The following is a 16,304-nucleotide window of genomic DNA, read 5'->3' on the forward strand; positions in this document are numbered from 1 at the left end:
TCAGGCGCCCACCGCTCTGGCCGCCGTGGCCATCGGCGCGGCCGGCGCCTCGTCCAGCAGGCTCTTGGGTTCGTTGGGCGTGTCGCTGATGATCACGCCGTCGCGCACCGCCACGATGCGGGTGGCATAGGCGGCGATTTCGGCCTCGTGAGTGATCAGGATGATCGTGATGTTCCGGCGGGCGCGCAGTTCCTGCAGGATGCGCATCACTTCGATGCTGGTGGCGCTGTCCAGATTGCCGGTTGGTTCATCGGCCAGGATCAGCGTCGGCTCGTTCACCAGCGCCCGGGCGATGGCCACGCGCTGCTGCTGCCCGCCGGAAAGCTGGTTGGGATGGTGATCCGTCCGGTCCCCCAGGCCGATGGCCTGCAACGCCTTGCCGGCCCGTGCCCGGCGATCGGCCGGCGGGATCACCGGACGCGAATAGAGCAGCGGCACTTCGACATTTTCCAGCGCCGATGTGCGCGCCAGCAGGTTGAACCCCTGGAAGACAAAGCCGATCTGCCGGTTGCGGATTTCGGCGAGATTGTCGGCCGACAGCCCCGACACATCGACCCCGTTCAGCAGATACTTGCCCTCGGTCGGGCGATCGAGACAGCCCAATATGTGCATCATCGTGGATTTGCCCGAACCCGAAGGCCCGATGATCGCCACGAATTCCCCCGCCTCCACATCCAGGGATACGCCGCGCAAGGCGTGCACGTCATTGTCGCCAAGCTTGTAGATCTTCTTGAGATTCTGAAGTGAAACCACTGGCATCGACATGACCCTGGATGTGACTGGCGCCGGAGAGACCCGGCAATGTTCGGTGCTGCGGCGCTGTCAGGGCTTTTCGGGTGCCAGGGCGATCGGCCCGTTCAACCCGGCATAGGTATAAAGCGCGGTGGCGATGATCTTTTCCGCCGTCGCCATCCCCGGCGAATTGCCGGCCCCTTCGATCACCCAGAATTCATTGGCCGCGTGGGCGTTGCCGCCGGTGCCGCCACGAACCGAGCTGATCGGGATGTTGATCGGGGATTCGGTGCCCGAAAACAGATAGGCCGGCCAATAGCCGCCGCCGCCGCCGGCCAGCAGGATGCTGTCGTTGGGCGTGATCGGATCATGGTTCTGCCCCCAGATCTGCGCGGTATAGGCGGTGGCACGGCTGATGTCGTTGTCGGTGTTCTTCTTGGCCCACGGCACATCGCCGACCAGATTGATCTCGACATCCTTGTAACCAAGCTTGTCGAGATGCTTGCGCAGCTTGTTCACGATGTCCGGCCCGCTCATGTTGGGCACATAGCGGAAATTATGCTTGGACATGATCTTGTTGGGCAAGATGGCGCCGGAACCGCCGGCAAACATGTTGCCGCCCCAGATGCCATCCAGGTTCATCGATGTGCCCATCCGCGCCATCTTCAGCTGGGTGAGCGGATCATCGGAGATGAACCGCGCCACGCCGAGATTGGTCGCCGCGCGCTTCAGATCATATTTCGCCGCCGATTTGGCCAGCATGGCCAGCTCTTCCTTGGTTGGCGGAACGATATTGTCATAGAATCCGGGAATCAGCACCGTGTTGCCATCGGCCGAAACCAGCTTGGACAGCATCTGGATGTGGCGCCACGCCGGGCTGTCGACCGAGCGCTTGTTGGAACCGTGGATGTCGGAATAGACCGGGCCGCGGCCCCAGCTCTTGCCGCTCGTGGTCAGCTCGACGAACACGCAGCCTTCCGAACCGCCGGGGCCCCACAGCGCATCGGCATCCTTCACCAGATCGGCATGATCCTGCATGAACTTGTTGAGGCCGACATCCATACGTTCCTCATCGCTTTCGACGATGAAGATCAGATTGACCGGGAGCTTGCCGGTGACCGCCTTGATCGACAGCAAGGCGTTGTAGAACGACATTTCCGGGCCCTTGGAATTGACCGCGCCACGCCCGATCAACACCTTCTTGTAGGGCGCCTGTTCGACCAGGCGGCCTTCGAACGGCGGCGCCTTCCACAAATCAGGCTGGGTCACCGGCATGGTATCGCCCTGCCAATAGACAGCGAGCGTCTTTTCCGCGCCCTCGTCGCATTTGGCGTAGACAACCGGATTGGACTGCGATCCCCATTTGTTGATGCCAGGATCATAGACCTGGGTTTTCTGGCAGCCCAATTTGTCGAAGAAGCCCTTCACCATCTCGGCCGATTCCGGGATGCCTTCGCCGGTGTTCGACACGGTGGGCTGCTGGATCCATTTCTGCAGGTTGACGACGTGGGAATCGATGTTGGCATCGATATGATCGTAGATCTTCAGCAGGTCGGCGTTCTTGATCTTGCTGCGATCAAGCTTGATGGTTTCATCCCCGGCCGGGCGAATGCCCAGTTTCGGCCCATCGGCGGCAGCGGTTGCCGTGGCATCCTTGCCATCCTTGGCCGTCTGATCGCCGCACGCTGCCAGTGCGATGGCCAGCGATGCGAAAAGCGGCATCCAACGAACTTGCTTGAATGTGGTCACGGTCGATCCCCCTGGTCGATTCGCAAGGCAATATGATCGCGCGCCAAGCGAGACCCCTGCGCTGACAGGTTTCAGCAGCAGCGACCAACAGCATATACGCAATTCGACCGCCTTGCAGACCTGGTGTGATCTGAACCCCCAATGGATGCCCGCCGACAAGGGGCACATGATGGGCTGCACCAGCGCATGGACGACAACGGTCAGCAGCGCACTGCGGCACGGCTGGCGCCATCACGATCAGGCCCTATTTGCGCACCCATTTCAGATCATATTCGGTGATCCAGGTGGCGCCGCCATCTTCGGTCCCGACGGACAGCTCACGAATGGTGCCGTCGGGGTTTTTCGACAGCGTCCAGTGGCGCAACCGCACCTTGCCATTTGGCATCGGCCGTTCGGTAACATAGCGCATCTCGCCGGGCTTGATCAGCGCGCCACGGAAGCTGGTGGTGGCGCCATTGTCGGTCGCCCAATAATAGCCCCAGTTCTTCAGCAGCGGCGAATAGCTGAACACGCCGATGCCATTGCCATCGTCACGGCCCTTGTACACCGTCCAGCGCTCCTCGATCACGCAATCATTGAGGATCAGCTTCATGGAGACTTCGGCGGTCTTGTTCGCGCCGGTGTAGACATCCCACTCGCCGACGGTGAAATCCTGGGCCCGATAATTGGCGTCGCTGCGGCACACGCCGGCAGCATTGGGCGCCTTGGCCGGCTGGGCCGCCACCGATGCCGGCAGCACAGCCAAGAGAGCGAGGGGGATTGCACGGCGCAGCATCGGGACTATCCTTCGATCAAGAGGTAACCAAGATTAGCGCGGCTTTTGGCGCTTGTCTTGGCCGGATGCCGCAGGCGGGATGCAGCGGGGCGCGCGGCTGGAGGGGGCAAGAATGGCGGACTGGTCGGATCACGAACTCGGCATGGGGCGGCCGATTGCGCGGCGGGATTTCCTCGGCGGCGCGGCGCTGGCGGTGGCCGCAGGCGGCCTGGGGCTGCCATCCGCGGCGGCGGCGCAAAGCGCGGATTATCCGCCGCTGAAATCCGGGCTGCGCGGGCAATATCCGGGCAGTTTCGAAATGGCGCACATGGTGCGTGATGGGGCGCGGGATGGCAGTTTAGGGGGCGCGCTGGCGGCGGACGACAGCGGCGAACATTATGATCTGGTGATCGTGGGCGGCGGCATTTCCGGCCTGTCGGCGGCCTGGTTCCACCGCCAGGCCATGGGCGCCGACCAGAAGATCCTGATCCTCGACAATCACGATGATTTCGGCGGCCACGCCAAGCGCAACGAGTTCGTCCACAATGGCCGCACCATCCTGGCCTATGGCGGCACGATGAGCATTGAATCGCCGTTCCCCTACAGTTTCACGTCAAAGCGCATGCTGGGCGAACTGGGCGTCGATCTCACCAGCTATGAACGCTTTGAGACCAAGGCCTATGAGGGCTTGGGCAACGCGACGTTTTTCGACCGCGAGCATTTCGCCGCCGACAGGCTGGTGACCGGCACCGGCAAGAAGCCGTGGGCGCAATTCTTCGCTGAAGCGCCCTTGTCGCCAGCCGTGCGCGCCGACCTGACGCGGCTGCACACCGAGAAAAAGGATTATCTGCCCGGCCTGACGCCTGACCAGAAGGCGGCGGCGCTGAAGGCGATCAGCTATCAGGCTTTCCTGATGAAGCACGCCGGCATGTTGCAGGAAAGCCTGCCGTTCTTCACCGGCCAGGGCCATCGCAACAACAAGCGGGTCGATACGGTGCCGGCCTGGGAAGTCGCCACCGGTGGCCGCGCGCCGGTGTTTGCCGGCATGACCCTGCCGGGGCAGATCCATGCCGAAGCGCAACATTTCCACTGGCCCGATGGCAATGCCTCGGTGGCACGGTTGCTGGTGTCGGCCCTGGTGCCGGGCGTGTTTCGCGGCCCCATCGATCAGGAAAAAGTCGTGCTCGCGCCGGCCAATTATGCCGCGCTCGACAATCCGGCCAATCCCGTGCGCATCCGGCTGAACGCCATGGTAATCCGCGCCGAACACACCGGCCCGGTGACGCGCAGCACTGAAAAGGCCGTGCGCGTCGTCTATGTGAAGGGCGGCAAGCGCATCGCGGTAACGGCGGCCAATGCGATCATGGCCTGTTTCAACAACATCATTCCGTACATCGTGCCCAGCCTGCCGGACGCGCAGAAGGCGGCGCTGCATTATCCGTCGAAGGTGCCGATGCAGTACACCAATGTGCTGCTGAGCAACTGGCGGGCCTGGGCCAAGCTGAACACCAAGGCCATCCATGCCCCGAACGGTTATCACACCACGACAGCGCTCGACACGCCGATGCGCATCGGTGGCTACAGCAGCGCGCAGACGCCGGACGAGCCGGTGGTGCTGCACATGGTGCGCAACCCCAACAGCCCCGGCCTGCCGAGGAAGGAACAGAACCGCATCGGCCGCGCCGACATGTTGAACACCGATTACGCCACCATCGAACGCGAAATCCGGTCCCAGTTGCAGCGCATGCTGGGCGGCGCCGGCTTTGACGCGGCGCGCGATATCGCGGGGATCACCGTCAACCGCTGGCCGCACGGCTATGCCTATACCTATGACACGCTCGGCGACCCGGACGTGCCGGATGAGCAGCGCCCGCATATCCTGGGCCGACAGAGCTTCGGCCGCATCGCGATTGCCAATGCGGATGCGGCGGCGTCGGCCTTCACCAACACGGCGATCGATATGGCAGACCGAGCGGTGCAGGAGTGTCTGATCAGCCGGGGGTTGATCTGAGCTACAGCCAGAACCGCACGCCGGTCCTGATCGACCAGCCGCCCGGATTTTCCCCCGCCGCGCGCGCCAGGCGGCTCGATTCCCCCAGCCGCCGCTCGAACATCACCGCCACATAGGGCGCGACGCGGCGGGTGAGCTCGTAGCGGGTGACGAGGCCGGCCTCGATGATGGCGGGGCCGGGCGCGATCAGGCGTTCGGGTTCGCGGGTGAGGTAGATGTCGGTTTCCACCAGCGGTTGGATGACGAACCGGTTGGTCATGCGAATGTCGAACGACTGGCGCAGGCGCAGCAGCACATCGCCTTTCAGGCCGAAAAACGCATGCGCCTCGGTTTCGAAAAACAGCGGCGCCAGGCCCGTCACCCCAACAACCACATAGGTCCGCGCATCAGGCGCGATATCGTGGCGCAGGCCGACCTGCGCATCGAAGAAGGTGGCGATGTTGCGGCTGTACAGTGCCTGGAATTCGCTTTGCTCCAACCGCGGGCCCTTGGTTTCGCCTTCGGTACGCCACCAGAATTTGTCGCGGTCGCTGCCGATCCAACCCTGCGCTTCCCAATTGGCGACCAGCTTGCCTTTGAAGCTTGTGAGATCGGCTTCCTCGACCAGCGTGTAGTTGTTGATGCCGCCATCATGCCCATGGGCTGCCATGGGTGCGTTCTGCGCTGCGGCCGGCGCGGCAAGCAGGGCCGCGAGCAGGAGAGCGCGCATCAATGCGAATGCTGCATGGGCGGCGCGGCCTTGCCATCCGGCCCAGCGACATTGGCCACCACCAGCTTCTGCATCATGCCGCTGTTCATATGATAGAGCAGGTGGCAGTGCAGCGGCCATTCGCCGGCTTCGTTCGCCGTCAGCACGATCGATTGGGTGCGGCCCGGCGCCACGACGATGACGTTCTTCTCCGGCGTCAGGCCCGGCGCCTGGCCGTTTTCAACTTCGAAGAACATGCCGTGCAGGTGCATGGGGTGCGCCATCATGGTTTCGTTGATGAAGGTGATGCGCACGCGCTCGCCATATTTCACGTCGATCGGCGGGCCTTCGCCGAATTTCTTGCCGTTCAGCGTCCAGATGTAACGCTCCATATTGCCCTGCAACCGCACGATGATCTCGCGCGTCGGTGGGGGGGCATCGGCGCGTGGCACCAGCGCCACCAGATCGCGCATGGAGAGCACGCGCGCACCATAAGGCGCGCCGGTGGCCCAGCCGAAGACGCGGCCGCTGCCATCGGTGTCGCCTTCGCGGCCCAACACCGGCATGCCGGCCATCACCATCCCGGCCATCGGATCGCGGCCATAGCCGTAATCGACCACCGGGAAGGGCGTGCCGCCAATGGGCTTTTCCGCCAGCGCCACGGCGCTGCCAACGCGCGGGCCGGTGGTGGGGCCAGAGCTGGGGGCAGCCGACTTGGGGGTGCAGTGGCCCATCGCGGCGTGCTCAGGCGGGCAATCAGGGTCTGCGGCCGGTTTCGCCGCTGCCATTGCGGGGACCGGAGCCTTTGGTGTGCAGTGGCCCATGGCAGCGTGTTCTGGCGGGCAATCGGGGTCGGCAGCAGCCGCGACCGGCGCCGTGCCGCCAACCGTGCAATGCCCCATCGCGGCGTGTTCGGCGCTGCACGCCTCACCGGGCGCCGGCATGGCATGGCCCATTTCGCTGAGCAGCAGCACCTGTTTCGGCCGCGACGGCGGCGCCTGCACTTTGAGCGCCGGATCGCTGGTCAGATTGACCAGCACGCTGGCGCGGCGATCGAGCGTTTCCACCCACATCGCGTGTGCGCCGGCCGGCGGCTCCACGATCACATCCCAGGTTTCGGCGACCCCCATGCGCAGTTCATCCACCACCACCGGCTGAATGGGCCGGCCATCGGCGGCGACCACGGTCATCGCCACCCCCGGAATCCGCACATCCATGAAGCTCATCGCGCTGCCGTTGATCAGCCGCAGCCGCACGCGCTGGCCGGGGGTGAAGCCGAACACCGGCTTGGCGGCGCTTGGCTGGCCCTGGGCGAGCAGCGCATAGCCCGTCACATCGGCGATATCGGTGGCATCCATGCGCATCTGCCCCCAGGCGCGGCGCTCCGCCATGGTCTTGTCCATACCGAACTTGTTCACGTCACGCAGCAGTTCAGGCAGGGTACGCTTGTTCCAGTTGTAATAGCCGCTGTCGCTTTTCAGGTTGCGCTGCACGCGGCCCGGATCTTCGCGCGTGTGATCGGAAAACAGGATCACATGCTCGGCGTCCGCCTGGATCGGGTCGTCGCCGGCCGGCGTGATGATCAGCGCGCCATATTGGCCGGCCTGTTCCTGGCCTTCGCTGTGCGCGTGATACCAATAGGTGCCGCTTTGGTGGACCTTGATGCGGTAGGTATAGGTCTCGCCAGGCGCGATGCCCATGAAGCCGTTGAAGCCCGGCGCGCCATCCTGCGGCCCATCGACCAGCAAGCCGTGCCAGTGGATCGAGGTATGGGCGTTCAGCCGGTTGGTGACCCGGACGATGGCCTCCTCGCCTTCCTTGAACCGCAAGGTCGGGCCGGGCACGCTGCCATTGATGGCGATCACGCTGTCGCTGCGGCCGGGCACGAGTGCCATCTGCCGGCGTTCGACCAGCAGGTCATAGGTGGCAGCGCCCGCCGACGCCGGCACCAACAGGCACAGCGCGAGCAACATCAGGACAAAACGGTTTATCCCTGCGTTCATCGCATCATCACCATGAACGCACCCATGAACAGCATCATCAGATTTTCCAGGAGCGACACAAAGCCCAGGGGCACGTTGCTGCCGGCACCGACGCAGGCGCAGGTGAGCGCACGCTTGTCGATATAGACCGCCTTGATCACGGACACCGCGCCGATGCCGCCGATGAACAATGCCAATCCGGATGCCAGCCAGACCAATTGGCCCGACAGCATCAGCACGCCCGTCGTGGCTTCGGCCCAAGCATAGACATAGGCGTAAGGCAGCCAAGCGCGCGCCAGCAGATCATAGCCGATGAACCCTGTCACAAAGCCTTCGATATCTTTCAGTTTCAGAAAGGCCAGCAGGCACATGGCAATGCCGACAAACCAGATGCCGGCCTGGCCGGTGAACGGCGTGCCCCGCACCGCCATGCTGATCGCCAGCGCCATCGCCGCCGCCATGCCGAACAACGCAATCACCGGACGATAGGTGAGCGCCTTGGGATCATGCACGCTGAGCCCAAGCCAGCGCCGCAGATCATCATGGCCGCCCACACGTTGCCCGGCGATCCAGATCTGCGGGGTGGTCTTCACGCCCTGCTCGGCCTTGAACGCCTCGACCGCTTCTCGGCTGGTGAGCAGCACATCGTCGAAGTCATAGCCCTTGGATTGCAGCAGATGGCGCGCACGCAGGCCCCATGGGCAAACATGATCGGGCAGAGCCATGCGCACCAGGCGGGCCTTGCGGGGCAGTTGGGCATCCATGGGACGATCCTTTGCGTTCGTCGAGTCGCTGCCGTATAGCTTCCGTACCAAGATACGGAGTCAAGCCATGGCAGCCCTCACCCCCACTTTGACGATCGCGCGTCTTGCCGCAGCCGGCGGTGTCGGCGTCGAAACGGTGCGATTTTACCAACGCAAGGGGCTGATGCCGGTGCCCGAAAGCGCCGGCGCCGTGCGCCATTATGATCAAACCGACGTACAGCGACTTGGTTTCATTCGCTCAGCCCAGCGCGCCGGTTTCAGCCTGAAGGAAATTGCCGAGCTTCTGGCGCTTGATGCCAGCCATGATCGCGCCCGCGTCCAAGCCCTCACCCGCGCCCGGCTTGCGGCGCTCGATGCCGAAATGGCCGAGCTCGCCGCCGCCCGCGCTGCACTGTCGGTCTTGCTCGATGAATGCACCAGCAGCCAGGATGGCCCCTGCCCGATCATCGCGACCTTTACCGGCGCAGCCTGCCATTGAACGACGGCAGAACCTCCAGCGCCAGCCGATCACCCTTGAAGCAGGGCCGAAATCCGCCTCACCAACCGCTGATCCGCGGCCATTGGCCGATCACCTCACCCTGTTCCAGCACCACATACTGCGCATGCTGCGCCGCCGTGGCGCAGGCGTGGTTGGGCAGGATCCGCAGCTGTGTTCCGATCGGAAACCGGTCAAGCGCCAGCCCGGCGCCCGGCGCGCGCGCGCCAATGATGCCATGTTCCTGGTTGCATTCCCGTACAATCACATCGCCCAGCGGGTTGCCCATCACATCGCATACCAGGCCGTAGCCCTGATCCACCGCCTGCCCTGCGGTGCCGCGATCGCGGGATAGCGCCATCCAGCCGGCATCGGTGATCAGCACGCCCTTTTCCGCCTGGTGGCCGATCACGGTGGTGAGCACGCTGAGCGCGATCTGGCCGGGTTCGGCCACCCCAAGCCCGGCCATCACCAGATCGAAGAAGGTGTAGACCCCGGCGCGCACTTCGGTGACGCCGGCCAGATCGGCCTGCGCCAGCGCGGTTGGCGTTGATCCGATCGACACGGTTTCACAGGTGATGCCCGCCGCCCGGATCAGCTTTGCCGCCCGCACGCAGCCAGAGGCTTCCTGCTGGGCTGCCACCAGCCGCGCGGCGGCGGTGTTGCTGCCATACGAGCCGCCAGCATGGGTCATGATTCCGGCCAGTTGCAGGGCCGGATCGCTGGCAATCTGGGTCGCCAGCGTGATCAGCGCGGGGGCATCCGGCCCGATGCCGGCCCGATGCCCGTCCACATCAATCTCGATCATCACCGGCAGCACCACGGCTTCGTCTCGCGCGGCGGCGGCGATAGCCCGTGCCTGATTGACATCGTCCGCCACCAAGGTCAGACGCGCGCCGGCCTTCAGCAGCCGCGCCGCCCGGGCGATCTTGGCGGGCACAATGCCGACCGCATAAAGAATATCGTCGGCGCCATGGGCAAAGAAATGCTCGGCCTCGGCCAGGGTGGAAACCGTGATCCCGCGCGTGCCGCCGCCGTCGCGCACATCATGCCAGACATCCACCGATTTGTGGGTCTTCACATGCGGGCGCAATTGGGCGCCGCTGCGGCCAATCGTTTGCGCCATCAGGGCGATGTTGCGTCGCATCTGGTCTCGATCAAGTATCAGGGCCGGTGTCTGTACGTCGGCAAGCGTGCCGGGGCGATCGCTGTGGATCATGCCGCGGCAATCCCGTCGATTTCCACCAGAAAACCATGGTGAAGTTCCGGCACCGGAATCACTGCCCGGGCTGGGCGGTGGCGGCCCATGCGCTGGGCATAGACGGCGTCGAACGCCGGCCAATGTTCGATCCCGACAACATAGACATTCACTTTCAACAGCCGTTCCGGCCCGGAACCGGCCGCCTTCAGCACCGCCAGCAGATTGTCGATGGCACAGCCGGCCTGGGCTGCAAACGCGGCCTGGTTCAGCCGGCCATCAACCGGATGGATCGGCAATTGGCCGGAAATGAAGACCAGGCCAGCGGCCGACGTCGCGTGGGCATAATGGCCGCCGGGCGGGGCATGGTCCGGCACCTCGATGTTGATCATGCTGATTTGCTCGCATTTTCGGGGCGGAGAACGATCATCGCAGAGCGGGCAGGCCTTGCACAAGGGCTGCGGCCCCGGAAAATCGGCCGGCCATGCGTCACCGCGCTGGCCCCTAGCCGAAGGCACCGAAATGATTGGCAATCGCGATGCCGATCAGCGGCAGCAGCTTGGCCGCCTCGGCGATCGGCTCGATGAAGCGGCGCTGGATACCGGCATAGGCCTGCGGGTCGCCATCGGGCCAGTCGCTGGCTTCATCCATGCGATAATCCCCCAGGTCCGGCGCCGTCACCGGAAAGGCCCGACGCAATTGTGCCAGCGCTTCATCGGTGCGCAGGGACAGGATCATGTCCAGCACATCGTCGCGGCTGATATCGTTGCTGCGCGAAAAGGCCGGCATATCGACGGCGCGCAGGAACAGATGCTGCATCAGCGCCAGCCGAAGCGCGTGCAGCACGCCCAGATTGCGGCGGGTGGCTTCGCCGGCTGGGTCCACCGGCGCGGCGGGCAAATGGGCCAGCATCTGGCGCAGCTTGATATTGTCCACCCGCAATTGCGAAGCGAGCCGGCGGAACTGGCCGGAGCGGTCATCCTCGATCAGCCGTTCGGCCAGCGCCAGGCAGGGCCGCGCCAGATGATCCTCGGTGCCGCGATAGGGCCGCGTCGCCCAATAGGCGCTGTTGAACAATTCGCCATAGGCCGCCAGCGTCTTGATGCTGGCCAGTGCATTGGCCGCGCCAACGAGGCCCAGTATCTGCCGGCCGCGCGCCGATCCCGCCAACAGCGCCGCCAGCGCCTCACGCGCTTCGCCAGCGGCGGTGCCCACCCCGGCCAGCACATTGGCCGGATAGCCCAATTGTTGCAGCACGGCATTGTGCGGGATGGCGCGGATCTGGCGCAGATTCGCCTCCCGATCGCTGCCGATATCGGATTGGCGCTTCAGCCGGCGTGATCCGGTGACCGGCAGCAGGCCAAGGCCAAAGGCGGTGATGGCGCGGGCATAGGGCCGGGTTTCGAACAGCCGGCGCTGGTGGCGGCGGATCATGCGGTAATAATCAAGGCTGAGATCGGTGCGGGTGTAGAAACTGTCGTCTGGCGCATCGGCAAGCCCCGGCCACAGCGCGGCGATGCGCGCCAATGTGGCCAGCGCCAGCGCCTCATGGCCAAAGAACAGAAAGCCGTCGCCGCCCTGGAAACTGGCTTCAGCCTCGATGCGGATGCCGCGCGCCGCAAACTGCCCACGCGCCCAGCGGCTGAGCGGCCAGGCCAGGCGATCGCCGAAATCCACTGGATGGGCGCCGCGGCCCATCGATTCGCCGTGCGTGTTGAAGATCAGCGCCGCGACATCGCCCAGCCCATTGGCGGCCATGGCGCGGGCCAGCCGGCCCTGCAGTCGTTCAATGGCCAGCGCCGCCGGGATCTGGCCGACGAAGCGCCCGGCATCGGAAAATCCGGTCTGGATCGCCACACGGCCACGACGGCGGGCATGGGCGGCATAGGCTGGCTCGGCCAGCAGCGCATCGAGGAACCGCCCGCCATGTTCCAGCGCGGTTTCGGTTTCGAACAGCGGCGACACATCGACATGGCTGTCGATGCCGAACAGCTTCGCGAAATACAGCGCCGACAGCACGGTTTGCGGCTGTTCGCACTCGGCGATCAGCAGGCGGATCGGCGTGTCGGCATCGATGTGGCGCAGGATCGCCGCCATGGCGAGGAACTGGCGCACCGCCGTGGTGCTTTCCACCGCCAGCGCGGCGAAATTGCTGCGCAGCGGCTGCACCGTGTCGAGCAGGTCGCGCAGGCGCAGCAGCGCCTGGCCGCTGGCCATATCGAGGCTGCCATCAGGATCGATGCGGCGGCGGATGGCATTGTGCAGTTGCGCGGCGTTTACCCGGAAATGGATGGCGCCCATGCCGAGGCCATCCGCGGCCATGGCCGCCGCCAGCACCAGACGCGGCGCGGCCTGATCAGCGGGCAGCGCGGCGGCAGCGCGGCGCAGATCGGCGATTATGCCGGACAGGCTGGTCAGATTGTCCGCATGCGACGAGGTGATCTGGTTGGCGATGGTGGACAGCGCCGCCGGCGTGTCGGTATCGCCGGCCAGCAGCGCCGCCATGGTCGAGGCATGGCGGCCAGCGCGGCGCAAGCGGTCGGCGAGGTCCGCCTCCCCCACCGCGCTGGCCGCATCGGCATAAAGCGCCAGCCGTCGCGCCTTTTCATCCAGGCGGAAGCGCAAGCTGGTCGCCCAGCCGATATCGGTGCGGCCGTCCATGTCATAACCGACCCAGGTCGCCAGCCGGAACAGGCACGGGGTGAGCGCCTGCCAGTCATCGGGATAATGCGCCGCCGCAACATCGAGCACGACGGCGTGGAGCCGATCGCGCGCCGTCTGGGCGCGGGCCAGCGCGGCCATGGCTTCCGCATGTTCATCGGCCAGGCTGGGCGACGGCCGATCCAGTTGCGGCGCGATGCTGACCGGCGAACCGGCAACAGCGGCATGGGCGACGGCGGCATATTCAGCCCGCGTCAGCAGGAAGGTCGGGTGGGCGGTGAACACCACATGCAACAGCGGCTGCGACCAGCGGGCCGCAAACGAAGCGAAATCGCTGCCCTGCGCCGATGCCACAACCGCAGCGCGGAAGGCAGCGATATTCTCGTCCTCCGCCAGCGGGCCAATCAATCGCGCCAGCCTATGACTACGCGCCCGCAAGCCATCGCGGCCCAGTTCGGCAATGGCGTCGCGCAGGCCTGCCAGCGTGATCTCACCCTTTTCCAACTGGCGCGAGATTTCCAGCCCGAGCTGAAACACCGGGTTGAACAATGGGGTTTCCGCCGTGCGGGCATGCAGCTCGTTCATGCGCTGGCGACAGGCTTCGATCATGGTGGATTCCCCTTCTGCCGCCAATCTCGCTTGGCGCGGGCGGCAGGGCAAGCCGCGATTCGGGCGATCACGCTCTCCCCCTTGCGATGGCCGGGAAAGCGCGGGATGAATGCGTATGGCCCTGATATCCCGCGCCACCTGGCACGATGTTGCCGCGCTGACTTTGCTGCCGCTGCGTCGGCCGCTGATTCTGGCGTCGTTGGCCTTTGGCGCCGTGCTGCTGTGGTGGCTGGCGACCGCGGACGAGCCGGCGCCGCTGGCCCTGCATGCCGGCGCGATTTACACGGCGGTCGCGCTGGTGGCGGCGATGGCGGCCCACGAAGGCCAATACACGCCGCAGGCGGCAGGCCTGCGGCAGTTCTGGGCGGCCCTGCTGCGCACGGTGCTGTTGCTGGTGCTGGTGCATGGGGTGGCGCGCGCATTGGGGATGCCGGCCCTGCCCCACCCGGTTTCGACCACGCTGGCCCTGGCAGTGACGGCGCTCTTCTGTGCGGGGCTTGCGGCCGTCTGGCCCATGCTGCCGGGCCGCGCCAGCAGTGAGGGCCTGGTGCGTATCGGGGTGGTGCTGCTGATCATGTTGGGCCTCGATTTCGGCAACAAGGATATCGGCAAGCCGATCGTGCTGGCCCTGTCGCCCGGCCATTGGGCGCAGGCGGCCATCCAGACGGCGGTGACCGGCACCGGCACCCGCGCCGCCGCAGCCACGCTGCTGGCGCTGGCCGGGGTGGGCGGCCTGGCGTTGCTGGCGGCCTGCCTGATAGGCCGACGCTGGCCGCTGATCCTGTTGGGTGCCGGCTGGCTGGGGCTGGCCGGGCTGGTGTGGCAGCAGCCGGCTCCGCCATTGCCGCGCGCCGACATGGGCGCGATCTACACCGTGGAGGCCCTGAAGCAGTTGTCGAAGCGCGATGCCCGCATCGCCCCGATTGCCACCACGGCGCCCGATGCGGCACTGGCCAGCGCGCTCGCCCGGGTGCAGCGCCAGATCAAGACCTGGCCGCCGGCCGCCGAAGCCGATCCGCTGCAACGCGCCCGCAACCTGCTGCTGATCGCGGCGGTGCCCGACCTTTACGATACCGAACCGCTGCAATCGCATCTGCCGATCCTGGTGCGCGCCGAATTGCGCGCCCGCATCCCGGCGGCGCAACTGCCTGGCATTATGGCGGCCATCGCCGCGCATCCCGAACAGGGCAGCGTGGCGGCGCGCGAAACACTGCCGAAACTGGGCCTGCCGGCCAACACCGGAGACGAAGCCGCCGTGCGCAAGCGGGTGGCGCTTTATGCCGCAAAACTGGGGGAACCATCACCATGACAGCACGGATCATAGCCATTGCCCTGTTGCTGGCGATGAACGGCATGCCGGCCATCGCCCAGCCGACAGCGCCATCGTTCGTGCCCGCCGGGTTCACGGCGCCGGTGCAGGTGAAGGCCATCGGGTTCCAGCTGGTGCCGCTCGGCCCGGCCTTGGTGAAAATCGATTACGATGCCTACATGTCGTCCATCGAACATCTGCAAACAACGTTCACCCGCAGCAAGGATTGGCCACATGCCGGCCTCACCGCCGCCGATGCGATGAAGGACATGGAGGGCGAGGCGGCGCGCTTCCAGCAGCGCCAGTCCTTTGCCTATGCCGTGCTGACCCCCGATGGCCGGCGTGAACGCGGTAGCGTCTATGTCGCGCCAAGTCGTGTTGCCGGTTATGATGCGGTGGTCCGGCTGTGGGTGACCAAGGCCGAATATGACGCCGGCTTTGATCCCGAGCTCTATGCGTGGGTGACGGGCTGGGTGCGAAAGGAGTGGCCGTTCGCCAAGGTGGCATACCCGGGCCGCGCGATTCCGTGGGCCGAGTGGGACGCGATGGTGGCGGCGAGCAAGGCTGCGGGGCCAAAGTAGGCCGCTTGGCATTCAGCCCTTCAACAATATCGTCAGCCCCGGTGGCAACGGCTCGGGTATTGCATCCAGCCGCATCGCATCGCGGCGGGCGCGGTCGATAACGGCGGGAGCGACGGCGCCGGCCACGACCAGCACATCGCAGCGGGCGAGCAGGTTGAGCTGATTGAGCGTCAGTTCGCCGGGGTCGGGGCTGGTGACGTGGATGGTGGCGAGCTGCGGTGTTGCGTCGGAATCACCGGCGATCACCTTCGCCACGGCGGCTTGCGGGTCGGGCAGCGCCGCGAACGGATCGAGCGGCGCGAACTCGGCCAGCGCGCGTTCCCACAGGCGGCGGCGATCCGATGGCGTCTTGTGGCGCGCGTTCACCACATCACGCGACGCGCGGATCGCAGCGGCGAGCGGCCCCAGGCTGGCGGGCAGCAATGCCTCCAGCCTGGTGCGCAAGGCCCGTGACAGGCTGGCCGAGGCGCCCCCGGTGGAGATCGCGACCAGCACCGGGGAGCGATCGATGATGGCGCCCATCAGGAAATCCGACATGGCCGGCTTGTCCACCACATTCACCAACAGGCCGCGCGCCCTCAGGCGGGTGGCGGCGGCGCTTGCCTCGTCGTCGTCATCAATCGCGACGAAGGCCAGGACGGCTGCGGGCGCGTCCTCGCCAACGATCACCCCGCCGGCCGCGATGATCAGTCGGGCCTTGGCCTCGGCCGGCTCGCCCTCACCAACCAGTATGACCGGGCGGCCGCTGAGCGTGAGGAAGATCGGCAGTTGTTGCATGGCCGTGCTGTGGC

The 16,304-nt window shown here is 65.7% G+C and carries 14 protein-coding genes; 4 read left to right on the plus strand and 10 right to left on the minus strand.

Annotated features, from left to right (window positions below; translation table 11 throughout):
* The 3 genes from AC6UUM_RS15410 to AC6UUM_RS15420 all read right to left on the minus strand — a co-directional run bounded on the left by AC6UUM_RS15410 (position 1) and on the right by AC6UUM_RS15420 (position 3,256).
* The gene (locus AC6UUM_RS15410) at positions 1–765 is read right to left on the minus strand and encodes an ABC transporter ATP-binding protein (protein ID WP_500803125.1); all 765 of its coding nucleotides are present in this window, start codon (positions 763–765) and stop codon (positions 1–3) included.
* 57 nt (positions 766–822) lie between these two features.
* Positions 823–2,454, minus strand: a complete 1,632-nt coding sequence (locus tag AC6UUM_RS15415) for a M20/M25/M40 family metallo-hydrolase (protein WP_500803127.1) — start codon at positions 2,452–2,454, stop codon at positions 823–825.
* Positions 2,455–2,725: 271 nt separating this feature from the next.
* Positions 2,726–3,256 (minus strand): hypothetical protein, encoded by a 531-nt coding sequence (locus AC6UUM_RS15420; RefSeq protein WP_500803128.1) that lies wholly within the window; start codon positions 3,254–3,256, stop codon positions 2,726–2,728.
* Between the two features lie 112 nt (positions 3,257–3,368).
* On the opposite strand from AC6UUM_RS15420, the gene AC6UUM_RS15425 reads away from it, so the two are divergent.
* A complete protein-coding gene (locus AC6UUM_RS15425) occupies positions 3,369–5,246 on the plus strand; it encodes an NAD(P)-binding protein (protein WP_500803129.1) in 1,878 nt (625 codons plus the stop codon).
* A 1-nt stretch (position 5,247) separates the two neighbouring features.
* Here the strand turns inward: AC6UUM_RS15425 and AC6UUM_RS15430 are convergent, their stop codons facing one another.
* The 3 genes from AC6UUM_RS15430 to AC6UUM_RS15440 are packed head-to-tail and all read right to left on the minus strand — an operon-like array spanning position 5,248 to position 8,680.
* The gene (locus tag AC6UUM_RS15430; protein ID WP_500803130.1) at positions 5,248–5,955 is read right to left on the minus strand and encodes a copper resistance protein B; all 708 of its coding nucleotides are present in this window, start codon (positions 5,953–5,955) and stop codon (positions 5,248–5,250) included.
* Complete coding sequence (locus tag AC6UUM_RS15435) at positions 5,955–7,937, minus strand: multicopper oxidase domain-containing protein (protein WP_500803131.1); 1,983 nt, start codon at positions 7,935–7,937, stop codon at positions 5,955–5,957. The genes AC6UUM_RS15430 and AC6UUM_RS15435 overlap by 1 nt, the downstream gene beginning before the upstream one ends.
* Positions 7,934–8,680, minus strand: coding sequence for a MauE/DoxX family redox-associated membrane protein (locus AC6UUM_RS15440; RefSeq protein ID WP_500803132.1), 747 nt, complete (start codon positions 8,678–8,680; stop codon positions 7,934–7,936). Before AC6UUM_RS15440 ends, AC6UUM_RS15435 begins: the two co-directional genes overlap by 4 nt.
* 67 nt (positions 8,681–8,747) lie before the next feature.
* On the opposite strand from AC6UUM_RS15440, the gene AC6UUM_RS15445 reads away from it, so the two are divergent.
* Complete coding sequence (locus AC6UUM_RS15445) at positions 8,748–9,158, plus strand: MerR family DNA-binding protein (RefSeq protein WP_500803133.1); 411 nt, start codon at positions 8,748–8,750, stop codon at positions 9,156–9,158.
* A 58-nt stretch (positions 9,159–9,216) separates the two neighbouring features.
* Here AC6UUM_RS15445 and AC6UUM_RS15450 read toward each other — a convergent pair whose 3' ends face one another.
* From AC6UUM_RS15450 to AC6UUM_RS15460, 3 genes are all read right to left on the minus strand, one after another.
* The gene (locus tag AC6UUM_RS15450; protein ID WP_500803134.1) at positions 9,217–10,374 is read right to left on the minus strand and encodes an alanine racemase; all 1,158 of its coding nucleotides are present in this window, start codon (positions 10,372–10,374) and stop codon (positions 9,217–9,219) included.
* Positions 10,371–10,745: a RidA family protein gene (locus AC6UUM_RS15455; protein WP_500803135.1), complete on the minus strand. Its 375-nt coding sequence runs from the start codon at positions 10,743–10,745 to the stop codon at positions 10,371–10,373. Before AC6UUM_RS15455 ends, AC6UUM_RS15450 begins: the two co-directional genes overlap by 4 nt.
* A gap of 112 nt (positions 10,746–10,857) precedes the next feature.
* Entirely contained in the window at positions 10,858–13,623 is a 2,766-nt protein-coding gene (locus AC6UUM_RS15460; protein WP_500803136.1) for a phosphoenolpyruvate carboxylase, read from the minus strand.
* A 115-nt stretch (positions 13,624–13,738) separates the two neighbouring features.
* Between AC6UUM_RS15460 and AC6UUM_RS15465 the strand changes: the two genes are divergently transcribed.
* Positions 13,739–14,932, plus strand: a complete 1,194-nt coding sequence (locus AC6UUM_RS15465; protein WP_500803137.1) for a hypothetical protein — start codon at positions 13,739–13,741, stop codon at positions 14,930–14,932.
* Positions 14,929–15,513, plus strand: coding sequence for a twin-arginine translocation pathway signal protein (locus tag AC6UUM_RS15470; RefSeq protein WP_500803138.1), 585 nt, complete (start codon positions 14,929–14,931; stop codon positions 15,511–15,513). The genes AC6UUM_RS15465 and AC6UUM_RS15470 overlap by 4 nt, the downstream gene beginning before the upstream one ends.
* A 12-nt stretch (positions 15,514–15,525) precedes the next feature.
* On the opposite strand, the gene AC6UUM_RS15475 is transcribed toward AC6UUM_RS15470, so the two are convergent.
* Positions 15,526–16,290 carry a precorrin-2 dehydrogenase/sirohydrochlorin ferrochelatase family protein gene (locus AC6UUM_RS15475; protein WP_500803139.1) on the minus strand — a complete coding sequence of 255 codons (765 nt, stop codon included), beginning with the start codon at positions 16,288–16,290 and terminating at the stop codon, positions 15,526–15,528.
* Positions 16,291–16,304 lie beyond the last annotated feature (14 nt).

The organism is Sandarakinorhabdus sp. (genome assembly GCF_987265915.1).